9 protein-coding genes and 1 pseudogene are annotated in these 18,870 nt (G+C 68.8%); 5 read left to right on the top strand and 5 right to left on the bottom strand.

The annotated features are described in order from the left end of the window. Positions 1-67 precede the first annotated feature (67 nt). Complete coding sequence (locus OHA88_RS03570) at positions 68-340, top strand: hypothetical protein (protein WP_328624181.1); 273 nt, start codon at positions 68-70, stop codon at positions 338-340. 337 nt (positions 341-677) lie between these two features. Here the strand turns inward: OHA88_RS03570 and OHA88_RS03565 are convergent, their stop codons facing one another. Beyond that, complete coding sequence (locus OHA88_RS03565; RefSeq protein WP_328629574.1) at positions 678-1,427, bottom strand: SDR family oxidoreductase; 750 nt, start codon at positions 1,425-1,427, stop codon at positions 678-680. Positions 1,428-2,147: 720 nt separating this feature from the next. Between OHA88_RS03565 and OHA88_RS03560 the strand changes: the two genes are divergently transcribed. After that, positions 2,148-3,086, top strand: a complete 939-nt coding sequence (locus OHA88_RS03560) for an alpha/beta fold hydrolase (protein ID WP_328624180.1) — start codon at positions 2,148-2,150, stop codon at positions 3,084-3,086. Between the two features lie 162 nt (positions 3,087-3,248). Here the strand turns inward: OHA88_RS03560 and OHA88_RS03555 are convergent, their stop codons facing one another. Next, a complete protein-coding gene (locus OHA88_RS03555) occupies positions 3,249-4,019 on the bottom strand; it encodes an ABC transporter ATP-binding protein (protein ID WP_328624179.1) in 771 nt (256 codons plus the stop codon). 343 nt (positions 4,020-4,362) lie between these two features. Here OHA88_RS03555 and OHA88_RS03550 point away from each other — a divergent pair, with 343 nt between their 5' ends. The 3 genes from OHA88_RS03550 to OHA88_RS03540 are packed head-to-tail and all read left to right on the top strand — an operon-like array spanning position 4,363 to position 11,466. Then, entirely contained in the window at positions 4,363-7,731 is a 3,369-nt protein-coding gene (locus tag OHA88_RS03550) for an FtsX-like permease family protein (RefSeq protein WP_328624178.1), read from the top strand. Position 7,732: 1 nt separating this feature from the next. Further along, on the top strand, positions 7,733-10,519 hold the full coding sequence (locus OHA88_RS03545) for an FtsX-like permease family protein (protein ID WP_328624177.1): 2,787 nt from the start codon (positions 7,733-7,735) through the stop codon (positions 10,517-10,519). Further along, positions 10,516-11,466 carry an ABC transporter ATP-binding protein gene (locus OHA88_RS03540; protein ID WP_328624176.1) on the top strand — a complete coding sequence of 317 codons (951 nt, stop codon included), beginning with the start codon at positions 10,516-10,518 and terminating at the stop codon, positions 11,464-11,466. Before OHA88_RS03545 ends, OHA88_RS03540 begins: the two co-directional genes overlap by 4 nt. Positions 11,467-12,213: 747 nt before the next feature. Here OHA88_RS03540 and OHA88_RS03535 read toward each other — a convergent pair. From OHA88_RS03535 to OHA88_RS03525, 3 genes and pseudogenes are all read right to left on the bottom strand, one after another. After that, positions 12,214-12,804, bottom strand: coding sequence for a hypothetical protein (locus OHA88_RS03535; protein WP_328624175.1), 591 nt, complete (start codon positions 12,802-12,804; stop codon positions 12,214-12,216). 1,494 nt (positions 12,805-14,298) lie between these two features. Next, positions 14,299-18,021, bottom strand: a complete 3,723-nt coding sequence (locus OHA88_RS03530; RefSeq protein ID WP_328624174.1) for a S8 family serine peptidase — start codon at positions 18,019-18,021, stop codon at positions 14,299-14,301. 545 nt (positions 18,022-18,566) lie between these two features. Continuing rightward, positions 18,567-18,722 (bottom strand): annotated as a pseudogene (locus tag OHA88_RS03525) (DUF427 domain-containing protein); the annotation flags it as partial. Positions 18,723-18,870 lie beyond the last annotated feature (148 nt).

The raw sequence follows: 18,870 nt of genomic DNA, 5'->3' as shown, positions 1-18,870 counted from the left end.
GGATCACCGCGCCGCCCTGTCTTGTAGGTGAGCATCAAAACAAGTGCGGAAGGTGAGATTCCCCATCATGAGGGTCGAACATTCGAAATGGGCTGAACTCCGTGATCCCGCCCCGGCAGGGAAAACCGTCCGTCATCCACGACGCCGGGTGACGCTCGGCGTCATAGCCATCGTCGCGCTGATCGTGGCCGTTCACGTGGGCCTCGCCGGACTTCTACTGGCGTCCGGTCCGTGGAAGCACTGGGCCATCGGAACCGTCCTGGGAATCATCCTGCTGAAGGCCACCTATGTTCTCGGCCGCCTCGCGATACGCCGCAGCAGAACTCGCGAAACCGGCTGACCGGGCAACTGCCGAGCCCCGGCATTGCTGTCGCCCAGCGAGCACGGGGCTTTTCAGCCTTCACCGATCCGTACTTGGCGATCTCTCGTCAGCCGATCTCTCCCGTATAAGACGTCCTGACAAAGGCGCAGCGTTTGATGTATCGGTGGGTGCTGAGGCAGGCCGAGGAAGACCTCGTGGATGTCGTCGCGTCGTCACATCGGACGCGGAAGCGTCGGATTCCTGGAGTCAAGTGATGGTGCGCTCAACGACCCAGTGGTGAACCCGAGGTCGGATCCGGTGCGGCACTCACGGCGGGCGATCACGGAAGTGCCGCACCTTCACATTGCGGCGCGGGCTACTTGGCGGAGGCTTCGAGCCAGGCGTCGAGGGTGACTTCGCCACGGGGGGAGTCACCCTCGGGGATGAGGGATCGCTCGCTGACGTGGGCTCCGAAGTACGGGGCGGTCGGGTCTGCAACGACCCTTCGGCCGTCGTTGCGGCTCTGAAGGACCCGGCCGACGATTTCGTCGAAGCGGCCGATTTCGGGTCCGGCGATGTCGACGATGCCGTTCACAGGCACGCCGACTGCCGTCCGTCCGACGGCAGCCACGACGTCATCGGCAGCGACCGGCTGGAACGACACGGGCGGAAGTGTGACGGTGTCGCCGTCGGTCGCGCTGTCGGCGATGCCACCGAGGAACTCGAAGAATTGCGTCGCATGCACAATCGAGTACGGCAGCCCCGAGTCCCGGATCAGCTGTTCCTGCGCGGCTTTGGCCTTGAAATAGCCCCCGTCCGAAGGGCGCTCGACACCGACGATGGAGAGGGCGACGTGATGATTGACGCCCGCTTCCTTCTCCGCAGCGATCAGGTGCGCCGTCGATGTGGTGAAGAAGTCCATGACAGCCTGGTCTTCGAACGACGGTGAATTCGTCACGTCGACCACCACGTCCGCGCCGCGCAGCGCTTCGGAAAGGCCTTCGCCGGTAATGGTATTGACGCCGGTGTTCGGAGAGGCGGCAACCGCATCGTGGCCCTGCTCTTTGAGCTTGGTGATCAGTTTCGCGCCGATGAGTCCGGTCCCGCCGATAACTACGATCTTCATGGTGTCCTCATTCATTGCATGTTCGAGTCGTGCAGACCGCTGATGTCCCGAGTCGGTCTGTTCATGTGACGATGACCATCAATACGCCGGTTCTCCCGGATTCTGCCAAAGCCGAAGCGGTTTCACGGCGGGAACCCGCCGTCGCCACGGGCATTCTGCGGGCAGGAGGGCTGAGACCAGGAGCCGGTCATGATGACGTAAATCCCGAATAACCGGAACCGAGTGCCGAGGAAGGCGCTTCGTGCCGGCCGGCCTCGGGGGGCGAGCGGCCCGGTGGTTCACTGCCGTCGTCCCCGTGGATCGCGCAAAGTGCGACCTCACCCCTCGGGTGGGCCGTGGATGTCAACGCGTTTCGGACGCCCTCACGGGGGATCGTGCGCTTGGCGTCCGAAACGCTGTGATCAGACTACCAAAGCTTTTCTTCACCCCACACATGCCCACGACCGCTGGTGAACAGTTGTTGGGTGACAGTGTCACTTCTTCCACCGACGACGGATGCTGTCCACGACCGGTCGGTCCACTGCCTACCGTGACTCGATCGCCGCACGCCCCTGAACCAGTAGGAAACGGGCATCAGTTGCATGTACGCGATGACTCAGTTCCTGCAAGCTGGGTAGATCGCAAGCCGGGTAGACATGGTGATGACGAGCATCACAATGTCTTGAGTGGTCACTGTTCTTGATGCAACATCTGGGAAGTGTGAACGTTTCTCCTGAGCCCATGGCTCTTCCCTGCCCTCCCGAAGACCCTACGTCGCCGCTCGCCCCCGGCACTCACACGATCACCGTCCGGCACGGATCGGCGCGCATCGAACAGCGGTACCACGTCGCGGGCACCGGCCCGGTGTGCATCGCCCACTCCGGTGGACCCGGCATCAGCTGGGAATATCTGCGTATGCCTCTGCTCGAGCGCAGCCTGACCATGGTCTATATCGAGCCTGTCGGAACTGGCGCATCCGGCTTCCTGGCCGATCCTCGCGAATACACCCTGGCCACATACACCCATTTCCTGCACGCTGTGACCCAGCACCTCGCGCTGCCGGATGTTGTGCTGCTCGGCCACTCACACGGAGGGTTCGTCGTTCAGCGGTACGCCCTCGACCACCCGGGGCGAGTCGCAGCTCTGGTCCTGTACGACACCTCGCCGGTGACGGGCGAGGGGTTCTGGTCGGCCGCAGTCGCCAACCTGGAACGATTTGTGCAGCGCCACATCGACGAACACCCCGAGGTAGCCGGTTACGTCGCCGCTCTCACCACTCGGCTCGACCAGCTGACCGACGACGGCACGACTGCCGTACTGCGCAAGATCACGCCGGCCTACTTCTACGACTACTGGGGTCGTGAGCAGGAGTTCGGGCCCGCCCGACAGTCGCTGCGGATGTATGCCGCGCCCACCCAGTTCGGAGGTCACCCCTTCGACGTCCGCGATGAGCTGTCCGCTGTCACGGCCCCCACGTTGGTACTGGTCGGCAAGGATGACTTCATCTGCGGGCCGCATTGGGCACGGATGATCCACCAGAGCATCGCCAAGGCACAGCTCGTGGTCCTGGACGAGACCGGCCACATGGCGCACCTGGAGCGTCCGGAGGAGTTCTGCGCCGAGGTGACCGGGTTCCTCGCGTTGAAGCGCGAGGAAGCCAGTGAACTCAGCGAGGAGTGACGAGCCGCCGGCTCAACGGCCTGAGCCGGCGCAGGGTGGGTGAACAGCGGTCTTCCAAACGGCCGCGTGAGTGGTTCCGGTGCTCCGGGCCTGGCAGCTGCGCGCAACTCCTCACGTCCGTACGGTTGTTGTCATCCCGGTAGTGGACTGGTCGTGTGCCGATCAGTGTTCGGTGATCACACCGTCGCTCAGTTCGAGCACCCGGTCGGCCAGGCCCAGCAGCTGAGCGTCGTGCGTGGCCACCAGCGCGGTCACGCCCTCGCTCCGCACGACGGCACGCAGCAGCTCCATCACCGCGAGGCCAGTCTCCGCGTCGAGCTGACCGGTCGGTTCGTCGGCGATCAGCAGCGCCGGGCGGTTGGCGAGCGCGCGGGCGATGGCCACGCGCTGCTGCTGCCCGCCGGAGAGCTCGCCGGGGCGCTGTGCGGCGTGGTCGGCGAGGCCGACCAGCGAGAGCAGCAGCGCGACGCGCCCCTCGCGCCGGCGCGGGCTCATCTTGCGCAGCCGCATCGGTACACCGACGTTCTCGGCAGCGCTGAGGATGGGTATCAGACCGAAGGACTGGAAGATGAAGCCGACGCGGTCGCGGCGTAGCGCCAGCAGGCCGTCCTCGCCGAGCTCGGCGAGGTCCGTGTCGTCGACGGTGATGCGGCCCTCGTCCGGGCTGTCGAGGCCGCCGACCAGATTGAGCAGCGTGGTCTTGCCGGACCCGGACCGGCCCTTCAGCGCGACGAGCTCGCCCCGCGGGATCTCGAAGGACACCCCGCGCAGGGCATGCACGGCCGCGGCGCCGCTGCCGTACGAGCGGTGCAGGTTCTCGACGCGGACTATCGACGCGCGGGCGGGCTCCTCCACACCGGCCTGACCGTTGCCGCGCAGCGCCGGCGCGGCGGCCGAGCTGTCGGTCGTGCTCCCACTCGAGCTCCTCGACATGCGGATCTCCTGTCCTGATGCGGTGTCCCGGTCTGGGGCAGGAACCGCGACGGTGCACGGTGCCAACCACGCCTACGGTGCCTGTTCGGAATTGATCGTGGCAGGGCCCCATGGAGAGCAGGCCGTGCCTCCGAGCGGCGGAGGTTGGGGTGGCCGAGAAGGCCTCGTTCGCAGCTCAAGCGTCGTCGCCTGCGGGGGAGCGGACACGGTTGCCGGCCCCGTACAGGTTCAGATCGCGATCGCACGAGTCTTGAACACTCAACCGTTTCCTGTCCAGTGTCACATGTTATGTTTCCGTGCGACAAAACGTGGTCCGGTCCTGAGGGAAGAGGCAGGAAGCAGTGTGACGGCGTTCATTCTTCTACGTATCAGAGCCCACCGTCTGCTCCTGGCAGCTTCCCTGCTGGCTGTTCTGCTGACTACGTGCGTCCTTGCCGTGCTTGTTGCGTTCTCCGGCGCCGTGGGCAAAGCCGCGTTGCAACACAGTCTCGGCCACCGGGATGCGGGGGCCGCCGCTCTCGTCGTCAGCGCGCACGTCCCGTCCGATCGGCGGCACGCGGCCGCGGTGGCCGTGGAGCGGGGCGCACGGCAGACCTTCGACGGACTGCCGGTCACGGTGCATGACCTCGAGCGCTCGGGGTCCTATGCGCTGCCGCGGGAGCTGACGGGTGCGGCGGCCGGGGCCGAGCTCCCCGACCTCACGGAGTTCGCGGTGCTGGACCGGTCGCGGATCGAACTCGTCGAGGGAACGCTGCCCGGGCCCGTCGGGACAGCGGCGGAGCCTCTCCCGGTCGCCCTCCCCGAGGCGGCCGCGAAACAACTGAGTCTCCGGCCGGGTGCCCACTTGACGCTTGCCGACCGGGTGTCGGACAAGCCGGTGGACATACGCATTACCGGCTTGTACCGGGCCGCCGACACGACCGACCCGTACTGGCAGCTGGACAGTCTTGGCGGGCGCGGGGTGCGGACCCTTGCCTTCACCACGTACGGGCCGCTGATGGCCGATCCGTCCGTGCTCGCCTCGCCTCGGACAGCGCAGGGGGCCACTGCCTGGTTGGCCACGGCCGACTTCCGCGGGCTCGGCACCGAACGGATCGCAGCACTGCGATCCGCTGCCGAACGCGGATCCACTGCGCTGCGCAAGGACCCGGTGTTCGCCGGGTCGATCACCGTACGCACCGGCCTGCCAACGGTACTTGTGCAGGCTGAGCGCACACTGACGGTGTCCCGCTCCACTCTGGTGATCGTCGCAGTGCAGCTGGTGGTGCTGGCTGCGTGCGCGCTGATGCTGGTCGCTCGCCTGCTGAGCAGCGAGCGGGCCGGGGAGACCGATCTGCTGCGGGCCCGCGGAGGTTCGCGCCGCCGGATCACGGGCCTCGCCGCACTGGAGGCGGTGCTGCTGGCCCTCCCGGCGGCCCTGTGCGCACCACTGCTCGCGGGACCGCTCTCCCGACAGCTGGTGGAACGTTCTTCGCTCGGCCGCATCGGGTTGCGATTCGATGACGCCGCGGGACCTTCCGTCTGGCTGGTGGCGGGTCTGGTCGCGGTGTGCTGTGCCGTGGCGGTGGTGGCACCCGCCGTGTCAGCCGGCGCCGGCCGGCGCCCAGGTCGGGCCACAGCGCTGCCCGCACCGCTGCGTGCAGGAGCGGACATCGCGCTGTTGGCCGTCGCCGCTGTGGCGTACTGGCAACTGAACCGGCAGACGTCGCACTCCGGCACAGGCGTACTCAGTGATGACCGGAGCGGTCGACTGGGCGTCGATCCGTTGCTGGTCGCCACGCCCGCGCTGGCGTTGCTGGCGGGCACGGTACTCATCCTCCGTCTGATGCCGCCCGCTGCGCGGTTCGTCGAGCGCAGGGTGGCAGGCGGACACAAGCTGCCCGCCGCACTTGCCGCTTGGCAGTTCAGCCGTCGACCACAACGCGGCGCAGGGCCGGTCCTGCTGTTGGTGCTCGCGGTGTCGATGGGCATGCTGGCCATCGGGCAGAGCGCCTCCTGGGACCGCTCGCAGGGCGATCAGGCCGACTTCCGTGTCGGGGCCTCGATCCGGGTACGGGACAACGATCTCGTCAGCCCCGGTGACGCCGGTCAGTACGCGTCCCAGCCAGGAGTCCTGGCCGCCGCGCCCGCCCACCGCACCGCACTTGGCTTGTCGGGTAACCGCGTCGCCACCGTGCTGGCTCTGGACACCGCACATGCGGAACAGCACTTGCTGTTGCGAGAGGACCAGGCCGACGGGAAGGCCGGTCGGCTGCTGGCCGCCGTCCGCTCCCACGAGGCCGACGCCCGGCCGGGTCTTGTGCTGCCCGACGGCACCAGCCGGATCACCCTCCGTCTGCGCCTTCATGACGAGCGGACGAAATCGGCGCCGAAGGGATTCGTTGCCACAGCCACCGTGGTGGTGGAAGACGGCTACGGGCTGGTGCACAGGCTGCCCGCAGGAACGGTCGCGGCTGACGGCGCGGTCCACGCACGCACCCTGGATCTGGACAAAACCGGCGGGGGCAGGCGCGCTGCCCCTGTGGGGCCCCTGACGATCACAGGGCTGAGGCTGGACGGCCAAGTGCTGCCGGGCATGAACAGCAACCTGCGCTTCAGCGTGGAGCAGGTGCTCGCCCAGGGCCCGGACCGCGCGAGGTCGCGTGCAGTCGCCGTACCGAACGGGCTGCGCTGGCAGGGCAGCAGCACCGGCACTCTGGACGGCATTGCGCAGCCGCCGGCGGCATGGCGGCCTTCGGCGGCGCGACCGCTGACCGTTGCGTACCGCGTTGCATCGACAGTGGACAAGGATGCTCCGTATCCCCCTATGGAGAGCACGGAGCTCCGCCTCACAGCCGAGCGGCCCGCCCCTCCCCGGCAGCTCGCCGCGATCGCGACGGACGCGTTCCTGCGCGCGGCGGGCGCGCGGCTGGGCCAGAGCGTCGACGTCACCCTGGCCGGCGAGGACGTGCGGGTGAAGGTCGTCGGGACCGTACGGCAGCTGCCGACCACTGGCCCCGAAGCGAACGCCACTGCCCCGGACGGATCCGGCGAATCCACCTCCACCACAGGGTCGGGCGGCACGGACACCGACGGCGGTGCGTTGCTGCTGGACCTCCGTGCCGTCAACGACCTGTTCGTCCGTCGTGGGAGCGCCCCGCCCGCCCCCACCGAATGGTGGCTGAGAGCCGCTCCCGGGAAGACCGCCGCGGTTGCTGACGCGTTGCGCTCGCGGCCCAATGCCGATCCGGCCGATGTTCTGGTGCGCGACGAGGTCGCCGAGCAACTGTTCGACGACCCGCTCGGTGCAGGGCCGCGCCAGGCACTGCCGGCCGTCGCGCTCGCGGCCGCGGTGCTCGCCGCGATCGGGTTCGCCGTCGGCGCAGTCGGCTCTCTGCGCGAACGCTCCGCAGAGCTGGCCGTTCTGAACGCCCTGGGCGCATCGCGACGTCGACTTGCCTGGGCGGTCGCTGCCGAGCAGAGCGTACTGATCGCCGTGGCGCTGTTGGCCGGCGCCGCCCTGGGGACGGCACTGACCCGCGCGGTGGTGCCGCTGATCGTCCTCACCGGAAGCGCCACCCGGCCGACCCCCGACATTCTGGTCGAACTACCCCTGTCCCACGTGACCTTGCTGCTGGCCGGGGTCGCCTTTCTGCCGCTGCTGACCGTTGCCGTCACCGCTCTGCGCCGCGCCGAACCCGCAGGGACGCTGCGCCACCAGGGAGATGCCTGAGATGACCACCCGTACGGGCGGCCCGCACATCACACCTCAGCGACCGATCGCGCCATGGACCAGGACACGGTTGCGCACCGCGCCCGGCTCCGCACTCGCCTTCGCTGCCCTTGTCCTGCTCACGGCCTTCATGGCCGCCGCGTTCCCGCGAGCCGTCGACACCAACGAGTCCAGCAGCCTGCGACAGGACCTCTCCGGCGCGCGCCCGGCCCGCAGCACGCTGGAGCTGACCACGCCGCAACCCGGCCTCGAACTTCCGCAGTCCGCCAGGGAAGACGCACTGCGCCCACAGGTGATCGCGGCCGCGTACCGCAAGGTTCTGCCGCTCCTGCCCGCACCGGTACGCGCCGACACGACGCAGTCCGCGTACGGCGTCCAGACCACCGAGTTTCAGGTCGGCCAGGAAGCCTGGCTGCCGCGTCCCGATGGGCTCCCGCCCGAGTTCACCCTCGCCGCACAGGCCGGACTCGCCCATCACTCCACCATCCGCACAGGACGGCTGCCGACCGCCGCGGCCGGCCTGACGAAGGAGCTCGAGGCCGTCGTGACGACCGCAACGGCCAAAGTGATGCGGATGCACGTAGGCTCCCTGGTGCACATCGGCACGTCAGGCAGTCAAGCTCTGGCCGTGCGCATCACAGGCATCGTCGACCCCATACGGCCCAAGGGCAACTACTGGTCGGCCGACCAGATTCTGCGCAACCCTGGCTTGGCCTCCAAGGGCGGTCGACCTCCGCGCGTGTACTGGAACGCGGGGCTGCTCATCGCCCCCGAGGCGGCGCCCGCGCTGCTGGGCACCCTCGGCGAGCCGCATGCCTACTGGCGCATCGCGCCGGACGTCACGGGGCTGACGGCTCAACAGCTTCCCCTCCTCAGCGACCGTGTGGCCTCGCTCGAGAGCGGACCGGATCTACTCCGCCTCAAGGAAGCGGTCGGCCGGCACGCCTCCTTGACCACCGACATGGACGACATCCTCGCGTCCCACATGGAGATGCGCTCCGCAGTTCGCCCCGTCGTGGCGGTGGCAGCGATCGGGACCGGCACGGTAGCGGCAGTGACCTTGGCGATGACCGGTGGGTTGTCGGCCGCACGGCGCGGCGCCGAGCTGGCGCTGCTCCGGGCGCGTGGTGGGTCGCTGCGCGGCATCGGGGGCAGGCTGCTCATCGAGTCGGTCGTCGTCGCCCTGCCGGCATCCGGCGCCGGCCTGGTGGCCGCGATCCTGTCGGTGCCCGAAGGACGGATGGTGCCGGCAGTCGTGGGGGTAGTGGCGGTCACGGTGCTCGCCTGCCTGGCGCTGCCGGTCTGTGCGCTTGCGCTGCACCGCAGGCCCCGGATCCGCGCGGAGCGAGCCGACGCCGTCAAGGCCCGGCCCGGCCGCCGGCGCACCGTCGCCGAACTGAGCCTGCTGCTCCTCGCCGTAGGTGCCGTGGTGACCCTCCGCCGCCGCGGCACGAGCGACTCGGGCGACCACTTGGTGAGCGCGGGCCCGGTGCTGGTCGGGCTGATCGCGGCACTGGTGCTCGCACGGCTGTACCCCCTGCCCCTGCGGTGGGCGGCCCGACCGGCCGGACGGCTGCGCGGAGCACTCGGCTTCCTGTCGCTGGCTCGGGCGGGCCGGTCCTCGGCGACAGGTGTCCTGCCATTGCTGGCGCTGCTGATCGCCCTCACCACGGCGGCGTTCGGAGGCGCTGTGCTGTCGGGGGTCGCCGACGCACGGGACCACGCCGCGCTGCTGACGGTCGGCGCGGACGCAAGGATCTCCCGCCCGGGCCCGTCCGGGACGGGGACCCTCCCGGACGGCCTCGAGCAGGCGGTGCGGGACGTCCCCGGGGTCCGGATGGTTACCCGTGTGTGGATCGGACCCACGTTCGACCTGCCCCGAGCCCACCCGATCAAGGGTGATATGTCCCCTGCGCTGGTCGGGGTGGAACCGCAGTCCTACGCACGGATCACCCGCGAACTGGGGTCCGACACGTTCCCCGACCGAGTACGTCAGGAGAGCCCGGGCGCGAAGAGGGCTGGTGTCCTGAACGCGATCGCCTCGCCAGGCGTAGCCGAGACGCTTGGCCGCGAACCGCAGCTGATCCGGCTGGCAGCCGGAGACTTCACCGTCCGGGTGGTTGCGGTGCGCAGCCGCATGCCGGCCGTCGCGGTACCCGAATTCCTCCTCGTAGATGCCTCCAAGCTGAGACAACGTGTCGCGACCACGGTCCTCCTGGCCTCTGGTGACGAGCTGGACGGTAGAGCGCTGCAGGCAGCCGCACGCGCCGGAGGAGAGGATGTCAACGTGCAGCTGCGCAGCGAGGTGCGAGCCTCGTTCGCCGACTCGTCCCTACAGACCGGGACCGAACGGATCTACGCGGCGGCGATCGTTGCGGGTGCGGGCTACGCCGTGCTGGCGCTGCTGCTCTCGCTGCTCCAGTCCGCGCCGGAACGGACCGCTCTACTGGCCAGGTTGCGCACCATGGGCCTCACTCGTCGACAGGGCCGCCGGCTCCTTCTTCTGGAGGCGTTGCCGCAGGCGGCCGTGGCCGCTCTGGGCGGCCTCCTGGTGGGCTGGGCAACGGTTTGGCTGCTGGCACCGGGAGTGGATCTGACCCAATTGTCGCTCGCTTCCGTTCCCGGCCTCGCGTCCGAGGCCGATGTCTCGTTGCGTGCCGACGCGTGGTCGCTGGCATTGCCCGCGTTGGGTGTGGTGGCGCTGGCGGGGGCGGTGGCCGCCGGACAGGCCTGGTGGGCAGGGCGCCGCGGATCGATCACTGAACTCAGGGCAGGAGATATGCGATGACCGACACGACGACGACCACGCTGGCGGAACTGGAGCAGCGGGCGGCTGCGCGCCGTGACCGGCCTGCGTACGGGCACGACGCGCTGATCGCCTGCGACCGGCTCGTACGGATCTTCTCCGCGGACGGCGTGGAGGTGCAAGCGCTCCAGGGGCTGGATCTCCTCGTCCAGGACGGCGAGTTGATGGCCCTGGTCGGCGCGTCCGGCAGCGGCAAGTCGACGCTGATGAACATCCTCGCAGGCCTGGACGTCCCCACCGCGGGCGCCGCGAAGGTCGCGGGCTGCGACCTGCTCACGATGGGCGCCAAGGCCCGGCTGCGCTACCGCCGCGACGTCGTCGGCTTCGTCTGGCAGCAGACGGCGCGCAACTTGTTGCCGTACCTGACGGCGGCCCAGAACGTGGCCCTGCCGATGCAGCTGCGCGGCCGTACGCGGAAGAAGGCCGAACGCGCACAGGAGCTGCTGTCCATGCTCGGTGTCGCCGACTGCCGTGACCACCGCCCGCAGCAGATGTCCGGCGGCCAGCAGCAGCGCGTCGCGATCGCCGTTGCTCTCGCCAACTCCCCCTCCGTCCTCCTCGCCGACGAGCCCACCGGCGAGCTGGACTCCGCGACCGGAGAACAGGTCTTTGCAGCCTTCCGCCGTGCCAACGAGGAGCTGGGCACAACGATTGTGATCGTCACGCACGACCAGGGGGTCGCGAGCGAGGTCCGCCGAACCGTTGCGATCCGTGACGGCCGTACGTCGTCGGAGGTGCTGCGCCGCACCGAAATCGACGCTGAGGGACACGAGTCAGTGGTGGCACGCGAGTACGCGACACTGGACCGGGCCGGCCGGCTGCAGCTGCCAACTGAGTACACGGCGGCCCTGGGCATGGAACACCGGGTGATGCTGGAGCTGGAACAGGACCACATCGGTGTCTGGCCCGGCGACGCGGAGAAGCGCTGAAAGCGGCTTCGCGATCCGTGAAGCCCGGCCCATCACGGTGTGGGGGCGGCATTTCGATGCCAGCGGTCCCGGTCGTTCCGGCCCCGTGCGCACCGAACCATTGCACCGTTCGCTCCGCCCGAGGCTTGGACGAGGTCACGATCTGTGTGGTCGCGGCCATATGTTGGAACGAGTCGAATGCGCTGGTGAGCTCCTTGCCGGTGCACGGCTCGCCCAGGGTGATGGTTCTGAGCAGGGTCCACTCGCGCAGGCGGCAGGTGAGGAAGTCGGGATTCGCGATCACCTCGGTCATGGTCTGCGCCCAGGTCGTGAACCGGGGTTCGGTCAGCATGCCGCCTGGGGGAGGGGCTCCGGGGCCTGCAGCCAGCGGTTGAAGCGTCGCTGCTCGGCGGGCTCCCTGTAGACGTGGGGGCCTTCGCCGCGATCCCTTCCGGCCGCTCAACAAGCTGGCCCCGATCGAAGCGGTCAGCGGCCCGGACTGTGCAACACGTCGGCAAGCTGCCGGCCGCTGGATGTTTCAGAGGGCGTACGACCTGTACTCCTGCCCGCCGCCTCCGCACAGGCCAGGCCCTCCTCCTCGCAACCGGCAGCAGACGGTGCGAAAAGGAGACAGCCGCAACGACCGAGCCACGCGTCGATGCCACACGCGCAATGGTGTGCTCATCACCGTCTCGGATGCCGCACATCCACACTCTGCAGCGAGGACCGTTTGCCGTCTGCGTCCGTGCACCGCCCAGGAGGGTACGCCTAGGAACGCTTGGCGCGGTAAAGGCCTCGGCCGATCCGCTGGACACGGGACGCACCGACAAGACGGTCGAGTGTGCTGCGGACGCCGTTGATGCTTCCGCTGTCGGAGTCACGACCGAGAGCCGCGGCAACATCACGGGCCCGGACGTCGGCATCACCGACTTCGGCGAAGTACTCCATGATCTGCTCGGTGAGCTGGCCGTACTTCTTGTGCCCGTCCGAGTCGGTGCCGGCGGCAGCGGGACGTTCGGCGTCCTTGCCGCTCGCCGGATTCTGAGCCCGCACCGCGGACTTCGTCGTGACGTTTGCAAGCCCGGAGGAGGCACCGTCTGTTTGCGGTGCGATGGGGGTCGCAACCTGCCCCCGTTCCGGGTTGGCAGCCCCGGCCGTGCCCGTCGAGGCCGCAGTGACTGGGTTGAGCATCAGGGTCTCAAGAGCACTGAGGGCCCGCTGCACCGAGCCGAGATGCGCCACGACCGCAGCCAGTTCTCTTTCCAGCGCCTGCTTCTGGACCTGCAGGCGAGCGAGGTCCTCTTGAAGGCTCTCAGCGGTGATCTCAATGTCATGCGCCGCGTGAGTTACAGAGACCATGTGTTCCTCTCATCCTCAACCCTTCATGCCGCGCCCCGGCACACCAACGGTGCCGCTCGGTCTGGACGCGGAAATGGGTAACCACGACATCATATGCAGTGACTCCTCCGGGATGTAGATGTCCCGGACGGGTCCCAAGGGTTCGGTAGGAGACTCATCTCACTGATGATGGGGGCATGAGACAGGGCAATACGTGCCGCCGGAAGGTTGCCCCAGAAGCGACAGGAACGGCCGGGTCACCGGGGAAACTGAGGATCATCCGGCACGCACTAGACGGTATGCCACCAATTATTGCCACTGTTCGTGGCAAACGCAATGGACAGGAAAACACTCGCTGTCAGCGATCTGACGGTCCTCGGCCCGCCGTCCTGGCAACGCTGCCCCCAAAACTGGGGGGCGGGCCACGCCGATACTGGTCTCGGGGGCCGAGTCCTGCTGCCGGCCGGCCCCTTCACGGCCAGCAGGACATGTAACGTTTTGGCCGCTCCCCGCACGCGTCGTCTGTGAGACCGCCGGTGCCCTTTCGGCCAGGTGATCCGCAGTGAGCATCACTGTCTGTAGCTCCGGCGGAGGCGGCGGGTGCGCGGCGCAGCAGGCGCAGCGCGTCGGAGGCTTCCGTGATGCGTGCGTCGACAGTGTCAATTGCCTCTTGGAGTATGTGGAGACGGGCCTCGAGCAGGGCGGCCTCGGTTGCCAGAGACACACTGGCAGCGACAGGGTCGGAGTGTTCGCCATGGTCATGTCGTCGCATCATGCGTCTTTCTGCGGCTCAAGCCGGGAGTCGTACGAAACCGGGGTGGGTACGGACGGGCGAAGAGCACCGTGCGGTGGGGCCATTCCTTGCCGGGGCGGCCTGCAATCGGTACCGCGAACGGGATGCGCGCCACCCAAATATCAGCACCATCCGCGGTGCGGGAGCCTGGATGCGCGCCGGACAGGACACACAGACGGCGGCCTTCGGACGGCCATGGGCGACAGCTGGGACCTGGGATGCGCATGCTTTGAGGCCGGCCCTGCCGACCAAGGAAAGCGTGAGCAGTTGTCGTGTGGATGCATCGGTGGTCTGCGTGCTCCCTTCCTCGCTGCGAGGGCTTCCACCACCCGCATTGACCGAACGGCTGCGGAAGGTGTGACAGCCGCCCAGCGGTACGTGGCCCACGAAGGGACAAACCGGCGAGTAGAGCGCAGCGGCTCGAACCTGATGGTGGGGAACTCCCGGTCCATCCAGAAGTCGGACGCGTAGTGCAGGAACAGGTTCGCCAACGACCCGCCCCTTCGCTCCACCCCGTTGCAGAGGCTTCACCACGACCACGGACCGGGCCGCCCTTCTACGCTTCACACACCTCGGAAGCGACCCCCGCATGCCCCCGCAGACTTGACGAAGGGCACAGAGGCACCCTCCCCCGGAAGCCCGGGGGAGGTTCCGTCCGCGGTGGGACGACCACCGCGGACGGACTGCCTGCCTGTTCTGCGGGCCCTGGACCGCGCCCTACCTCACCTCAGGCCGAACGCCCTGATCACCGTCTGGTGAATCGCGTTGCCCGCCGAGTCCTTGGCGCTCGCCCTCAGCGACACGAACGACGCCTTGTTCGGGGCGTCCAGGCGGAACCGCCCGTCGCTGCCGCAGACGGCCTTGTGCCAGGTCCGGCCGTCGTCGTAGGACAGCTCCAGGCCGACCGCGCCGAGCTTGCCGGTAAGGCTGGCGCCCGGCAGGTGGGCGGCGGTGACGGACAGGGTGTCGTGCCGCCCGGCACGCCCTGCCGCGTCGGTGCCGATCCGGTAGTCGAGCTGCACCAGCGGCAGCACCACGGTGGCGGCATCGGTCGGCTGCGCCGACGTGAAGTCCCACTCGGTGCGTGTGCGCGAGGAGTACGGGGTGTAGGCCACGTCCCGTTCACCGGTGACGACCAGTTTGTACGGCAGCCTGCCGCGGCTGGGCGCGTTGCCCCGGACGTTCGTGAAGTTCCCCTGACCCAGCTGGGTGGTGCCCTGGTACAGCGTCTGCTGCTGGGTTCCGGCCGGGTCCTGGTTCCACCCGACGTGGTTGCTGCTGCCCCAGGCCGGGATGTCGATGTACAGGAGGCTGCCGTTGCGGGTGGGCGGCAGGTTGTTGAAGAAGGCGTCGTTCAGGAACGGGCGTTGAATCGGCTTGAACCACTCCTCGGACTGCCTGCTGTCGGCCCGGTAGGCGGTCTTCGCTCCCTCCTCGAACCCGATGGACTCGGCGAACGCCTCCTGGTGCCAGCGGACACCGTCGGTGGACACCCAGTCGGTCCGCTTCCCGTTTGCGGGCTCCGGCATGAGGGGACCGGAGGACCAGTCGACGCCGTCGAGCCATTCGAAGCGGAACTCGCTACCGGCAACGTCCGGCTTCGGGCTCGCGAAGGTGACGTCGATCCGGGCGAGGTTCTTCGTGTCTCCCTTGACCGTCATCTTCGACGGGATCTCGTTGTGCCAGCCGTGCGCGAGGTCGTACACGTACGGGCTCGCGGTCTCGGAGTCCACGGTGATCCCGGCCCCGCCGTCCTCGGCCTGCCGGATCAGCTTCTCGCCCTCCTCGGTGCCCAGCAGGCCGACGTCGAGTGCGACGGGCCGCTGACCAAGCGGCGCGTAGGAGCGCACCGGGCGGCCGTAGCCGTTCTCCACCACCAGCATGAGCTTCGCGCCCGCGGCGATCGCGTTGGCCGCCTGGTCCACGTCGCTGACGTCATCGCTGTGGCGGACCACCACGGCCGTGCCGTGCGCGTCGAGGTCGGCGTAGTCCGCACTCGACCCCTGGCCGGCGAAGACCAGCGGCAACTTGTAGGTGCCCCTGGCCAACGGCGTGATGCCCTCCTGGCGCAGTATGCCGGTGAACTCGGTCGTGCTGGTGGAGACGGCCAGTGCCGGCTTCTCGCCGCGCCAACGGGCGGTCAGCTCGAAGTCCCCGTGGGTGACCTTGTGGGTGGTCGGCTGCGCCCAGATGCTGTCGTAGTACACGCTCTCGGCGGACAGACCCGACCTGACGCCGTTCATGACGCGGTTGTAGCCCAGCTTCTGGAACGTCACGTCGCTCCGCTGCGGGGTGGTCATGTCGATGCGCTTGGCCTTGGAGGCGTCGAACGTGACGGTCATGTCCCGGTCCACGAGCACGTCGGGGTCGCCGAGCAGGGCCAGGCCTCTGGAGTGCGGGCCGTGGACGCCCTGGACCTCCTGGTAGGACAGGGCCGAGTACACGTCGTCGGGCACGAAGATCTCCTCGGTGCCCGAGGGGCCGACGCCGACCGGGACGGGGTCCTTGCTCCCTGCCTTGATCAGCAAGGCCTCGCCGGACGTGGGATTGCCCTCGGAGTCCTTGAACGTCAGGGTCAGCTTGTGCATCGTCGCGAAGCCGAGGGAGACGGCGGTGTGCGCCACGGCCCTGCCGGCCGTGTCCGTCGCGAGCACCTGGCCCGAGTAGTGCTCCTTGGCGGTGCCCGCCGAGCCGTCGATCGTTACCGTGACCTTGGCGGAGCCGTGCGCGGGGACGACCACCTGGGAGGCCGACAGGCGGAACATCCCGGACGGGGCGTGCGCCGCGTCGACGGACAGCGAGAGCGCGACCGGCGCGTCGGTGACGTTGGTGTAGGTCACCGGGCGCTGGAGGGCACCGCCCTTGTACTGGGCTGCGAAGGCGGTCGCCGAGGCGAAGACTCCGGCCTGCGCTGCCGCGGCGACGTCCAGCCGGCCGCTCCCGGCCTCGAAGGCGTCGTACGTCGGGGTCTTCCGGGAACTGCTGGCCAGCAGGTCCTTCAACTGGCTCCCGGTGAGGTCCGGATGGGCCGCGGCGAGCAGGGCGGCGGCGCCCGCGACGTGCGGTGTGGCCATCGACGTGCCGCTCATGGACTGGTAGGCGCCCTGGTCGTTGCCGATGAACTGGGAGTTGGCCGCCAGGATGTCCACTCCGGGGGCGGTGATCTCCGGCTTCAGCGCGCCGTCGATACGCGGGCCCCTGCTGGAGAACGAGGCGAGCGCGTCGGTGGAGTCGACCGCGCCCACGGTCAGCGCCGAGGTGGCCGCTCCCGGCGCGACGATGGTGCTCGGATCCTCCCCGAAGTTGCCCGCGGCGACCACGAAGAGTGCACCGGTCTGGCCGCTCAGCCGGTCGACGGCCAGGCTCATCGGGTCGGTTCCGTCGGACACCTGGCTGGTACCGAGGCTCATGTTGATGATCTTGGCGTGCTGGTCGACGGCCGCCCACTCCATGCCGGCCAGGGCGTAGGAGATCTGTCCGCTCCCGTGGTTGTCCAGCACCTTGCCGATGCGCAGCCGGGCGCCCGGGGCGACGCCCTTCTCCTTGCCGCCGGAAGCCGCACCGGTTCCGGCGATGATGGACGCGACGTGGGTGCCGTGTCCGGCGTGGTCGTCGGTGTTCTCGTCCGGTACGAAGCTCTGGCGGGTCGCGATGCGGTCCGCCAGGTCCGGATGGCCGGCGTCGACGCCGGTGTCGAGGACGGCGACGTCCACGCCCTGCCCGGTATCGCCGCCCTGCCAGACCTGCGGGGCGCCGATCTGCGCGGTGCTGTCGGCGAGGTCGGCGTGGATGGGAGCGTCGAGCCAGATGTGCGAGATGCCGCCGCCGAAGGACGGCCGGGTGTTCTGGGTCCGGGCGCCGTCGTTCGCCGCCGCCCCGGCCACGGACTTCCAGAAGTCGTCCGCGCGGGAGTGGTCCGCGGTCAGAGCGGCGCCCTGGATGCTGTCCAGGTTCCGCACCCGGGCCGCGCCCTCGGGGACGGCGGACGAGCGGCGTGCGGCGCCGGGCTGTGTGTACGAGACGATCAGCGGCAGCCGGTCGCGGTGCGCGTCGTCGTATCCGTCCGCGATCAGGTCCGAGATGTTGAACAACTGCCGGTCCAGCGTGCCCTGGGCCAGGAAGGGAAGGGCGGACTCGGGGTAGACGTAGAGGTCGTCGCCCGACGTCATGATGCGGGTCCGCGCCGGCAGTCCGTCGGCACCGCGGACGGTGACGCTGCCCCCGGGCTTGCCGTCGGCGCCGGGGCTCTGACGGGTGGTGACCACGTCACCGGTAATCAGTGTGACGGTGTGTTCGCCGGCGGGTACGTGGTCCGCGGTGGCCGCGGACGGCGGAGCCGGGGCCTTGGAGGAGGCCGCTGCCTGCGCGCTGAACGGGCTCGTCAGTGCGAATACCGAAGCGGCGGCGATGACCGGCACGCTCCAGCGTCTGTCGTGTGGTTTCAACAGTGTGTCCCTGCGATGGGTTCGGGCAGGGGACGGTTGCCCCCTGCCGTCCAACGGTGCCGACCGGAACAGTGGGTGTCACCGGGGCGACGTGATCGTATGCCCACACGAATGGGATGTGAAGGGTTGGAATTGTGGTGGGCCTCGTGACAATGGTGTGCTCGTCGGCACTGTGAGCTTCGACGTCCGGGACGGGGCAGGACGGCGCACCGGAGGATCGCGCGCCGTGCTCTACGCAGAGGTCAGGAACCTGCCAGCGGCGCAGACTTGGCGTTCCGCATGGCGAGGAGACCATGACCGCATGGCCGTTTCATCCCCTATGGCCGGTCTACTCGCCAGTGCGTGACATGCGGCAGGAAGACCGCGCGCTGAACCTGTACCAACTGCGGGCTTCTCAGTACGTGAGGTTGGTCCCGGGGAGCGAACACCCGATTCACACAGTGTGTGACAATGCATATGCCATAAATCGGAAACTGTTTCCGTGGGGTGACCACGGGCTGAGTCGGCCGGAAGCCCGGCGGGCGTCCTCAGGGGCGCGCGCCGCTCTACTGGGACGGCGTGGTCGGCGCAGTCGGGGTCGACTCGGCGGGGCGCGGCAGCGGCGTTCTGTCGACGTACAGGCCGACGTGCTCGTTGCAGAACGCGACCATGCCGGCGATGCGGTTGGCGTGGCTGGTCGGGAAGTCGTACGCCAAGGCGATCGGAAGACCATGAAGTTACCGTGTGGTCAAGCCGATACCGTTCCGCTCCCAGGTGCCGTCGACCGCCACCGCTGCAACTGCTTGCGCACAGGCAGCCGCACCCTGTCCGGCATCGCCATCGAGCCGATGCCTGTCGCAATCCGTCATT

Origin of the sequence: Streptomyces sp. NBC_00353 (genome assembly GCF_036108815.1) — a bacterium.
Classification (GTDB): domain Bacteria; phylum Actinomycetota; class Actinomycetes; order Streptomycetales; family Streptomycetaceae; genus Streptomyces.
Note: the sequence above shows the minus strand (reverse complement) of the source record. Positions and strands in the feature narration are given on the sequence as shown.

Excerpts from the sequence above, each read along its gene's own strand:
- OHA88_RS03565 (WP_328629574.1), bottom strand. The coding sequence starts at position 1,427 with ATGAAGATCGTAGTTATCGGCGGGACCGGACTCATCGGCGCGAAACTG.
- OHA88_RS03555 (WP_328624179.1), bottom strand. The coding sequence starts at position 4,019 with ATGTCGAGGAGCTCGAGTGGGAGCACGACCGACAGCTCGGCCGCCGCG.
- OHA88_RS03545 (WP_328624177.1), top strand. The coding sequence starts at position 7,733 with ATGACCACCCGTACGGGCGGCCCGCACATCACACCTCAGCGACCGATC.
- OHA88_RS03540 (WP_328624176.1), top strand. The coding sequence starts at position 10,516 with ATGACCGACACGACGACGACCACGCTGGCGGAACTGGAGCAGCGGGCG.
- OHA88_RS03535 (WP_328624175.1), bottom strand. The coding sequence starts at position 12,804 with ATGGTCTCTGTAACTCACGCGGCGCATGACATTGAGATCACCGCTGAG.
- OHA88_RS03570 (WP_328624181.1), top strand. The coding sequence starts at position 68 with ATGAGGGTCGAACATTCGAAATGGGCTGAACTCCGTGATCCCGCCCCG.
- OHA88_RS03560 (WP_328624180.1), top strand. The coding sequence starts at position 2,148 with ATGGCTCTTCCCTGCCCTCCCGAAGACCCTACGTCGCCGCTCGCCCCC.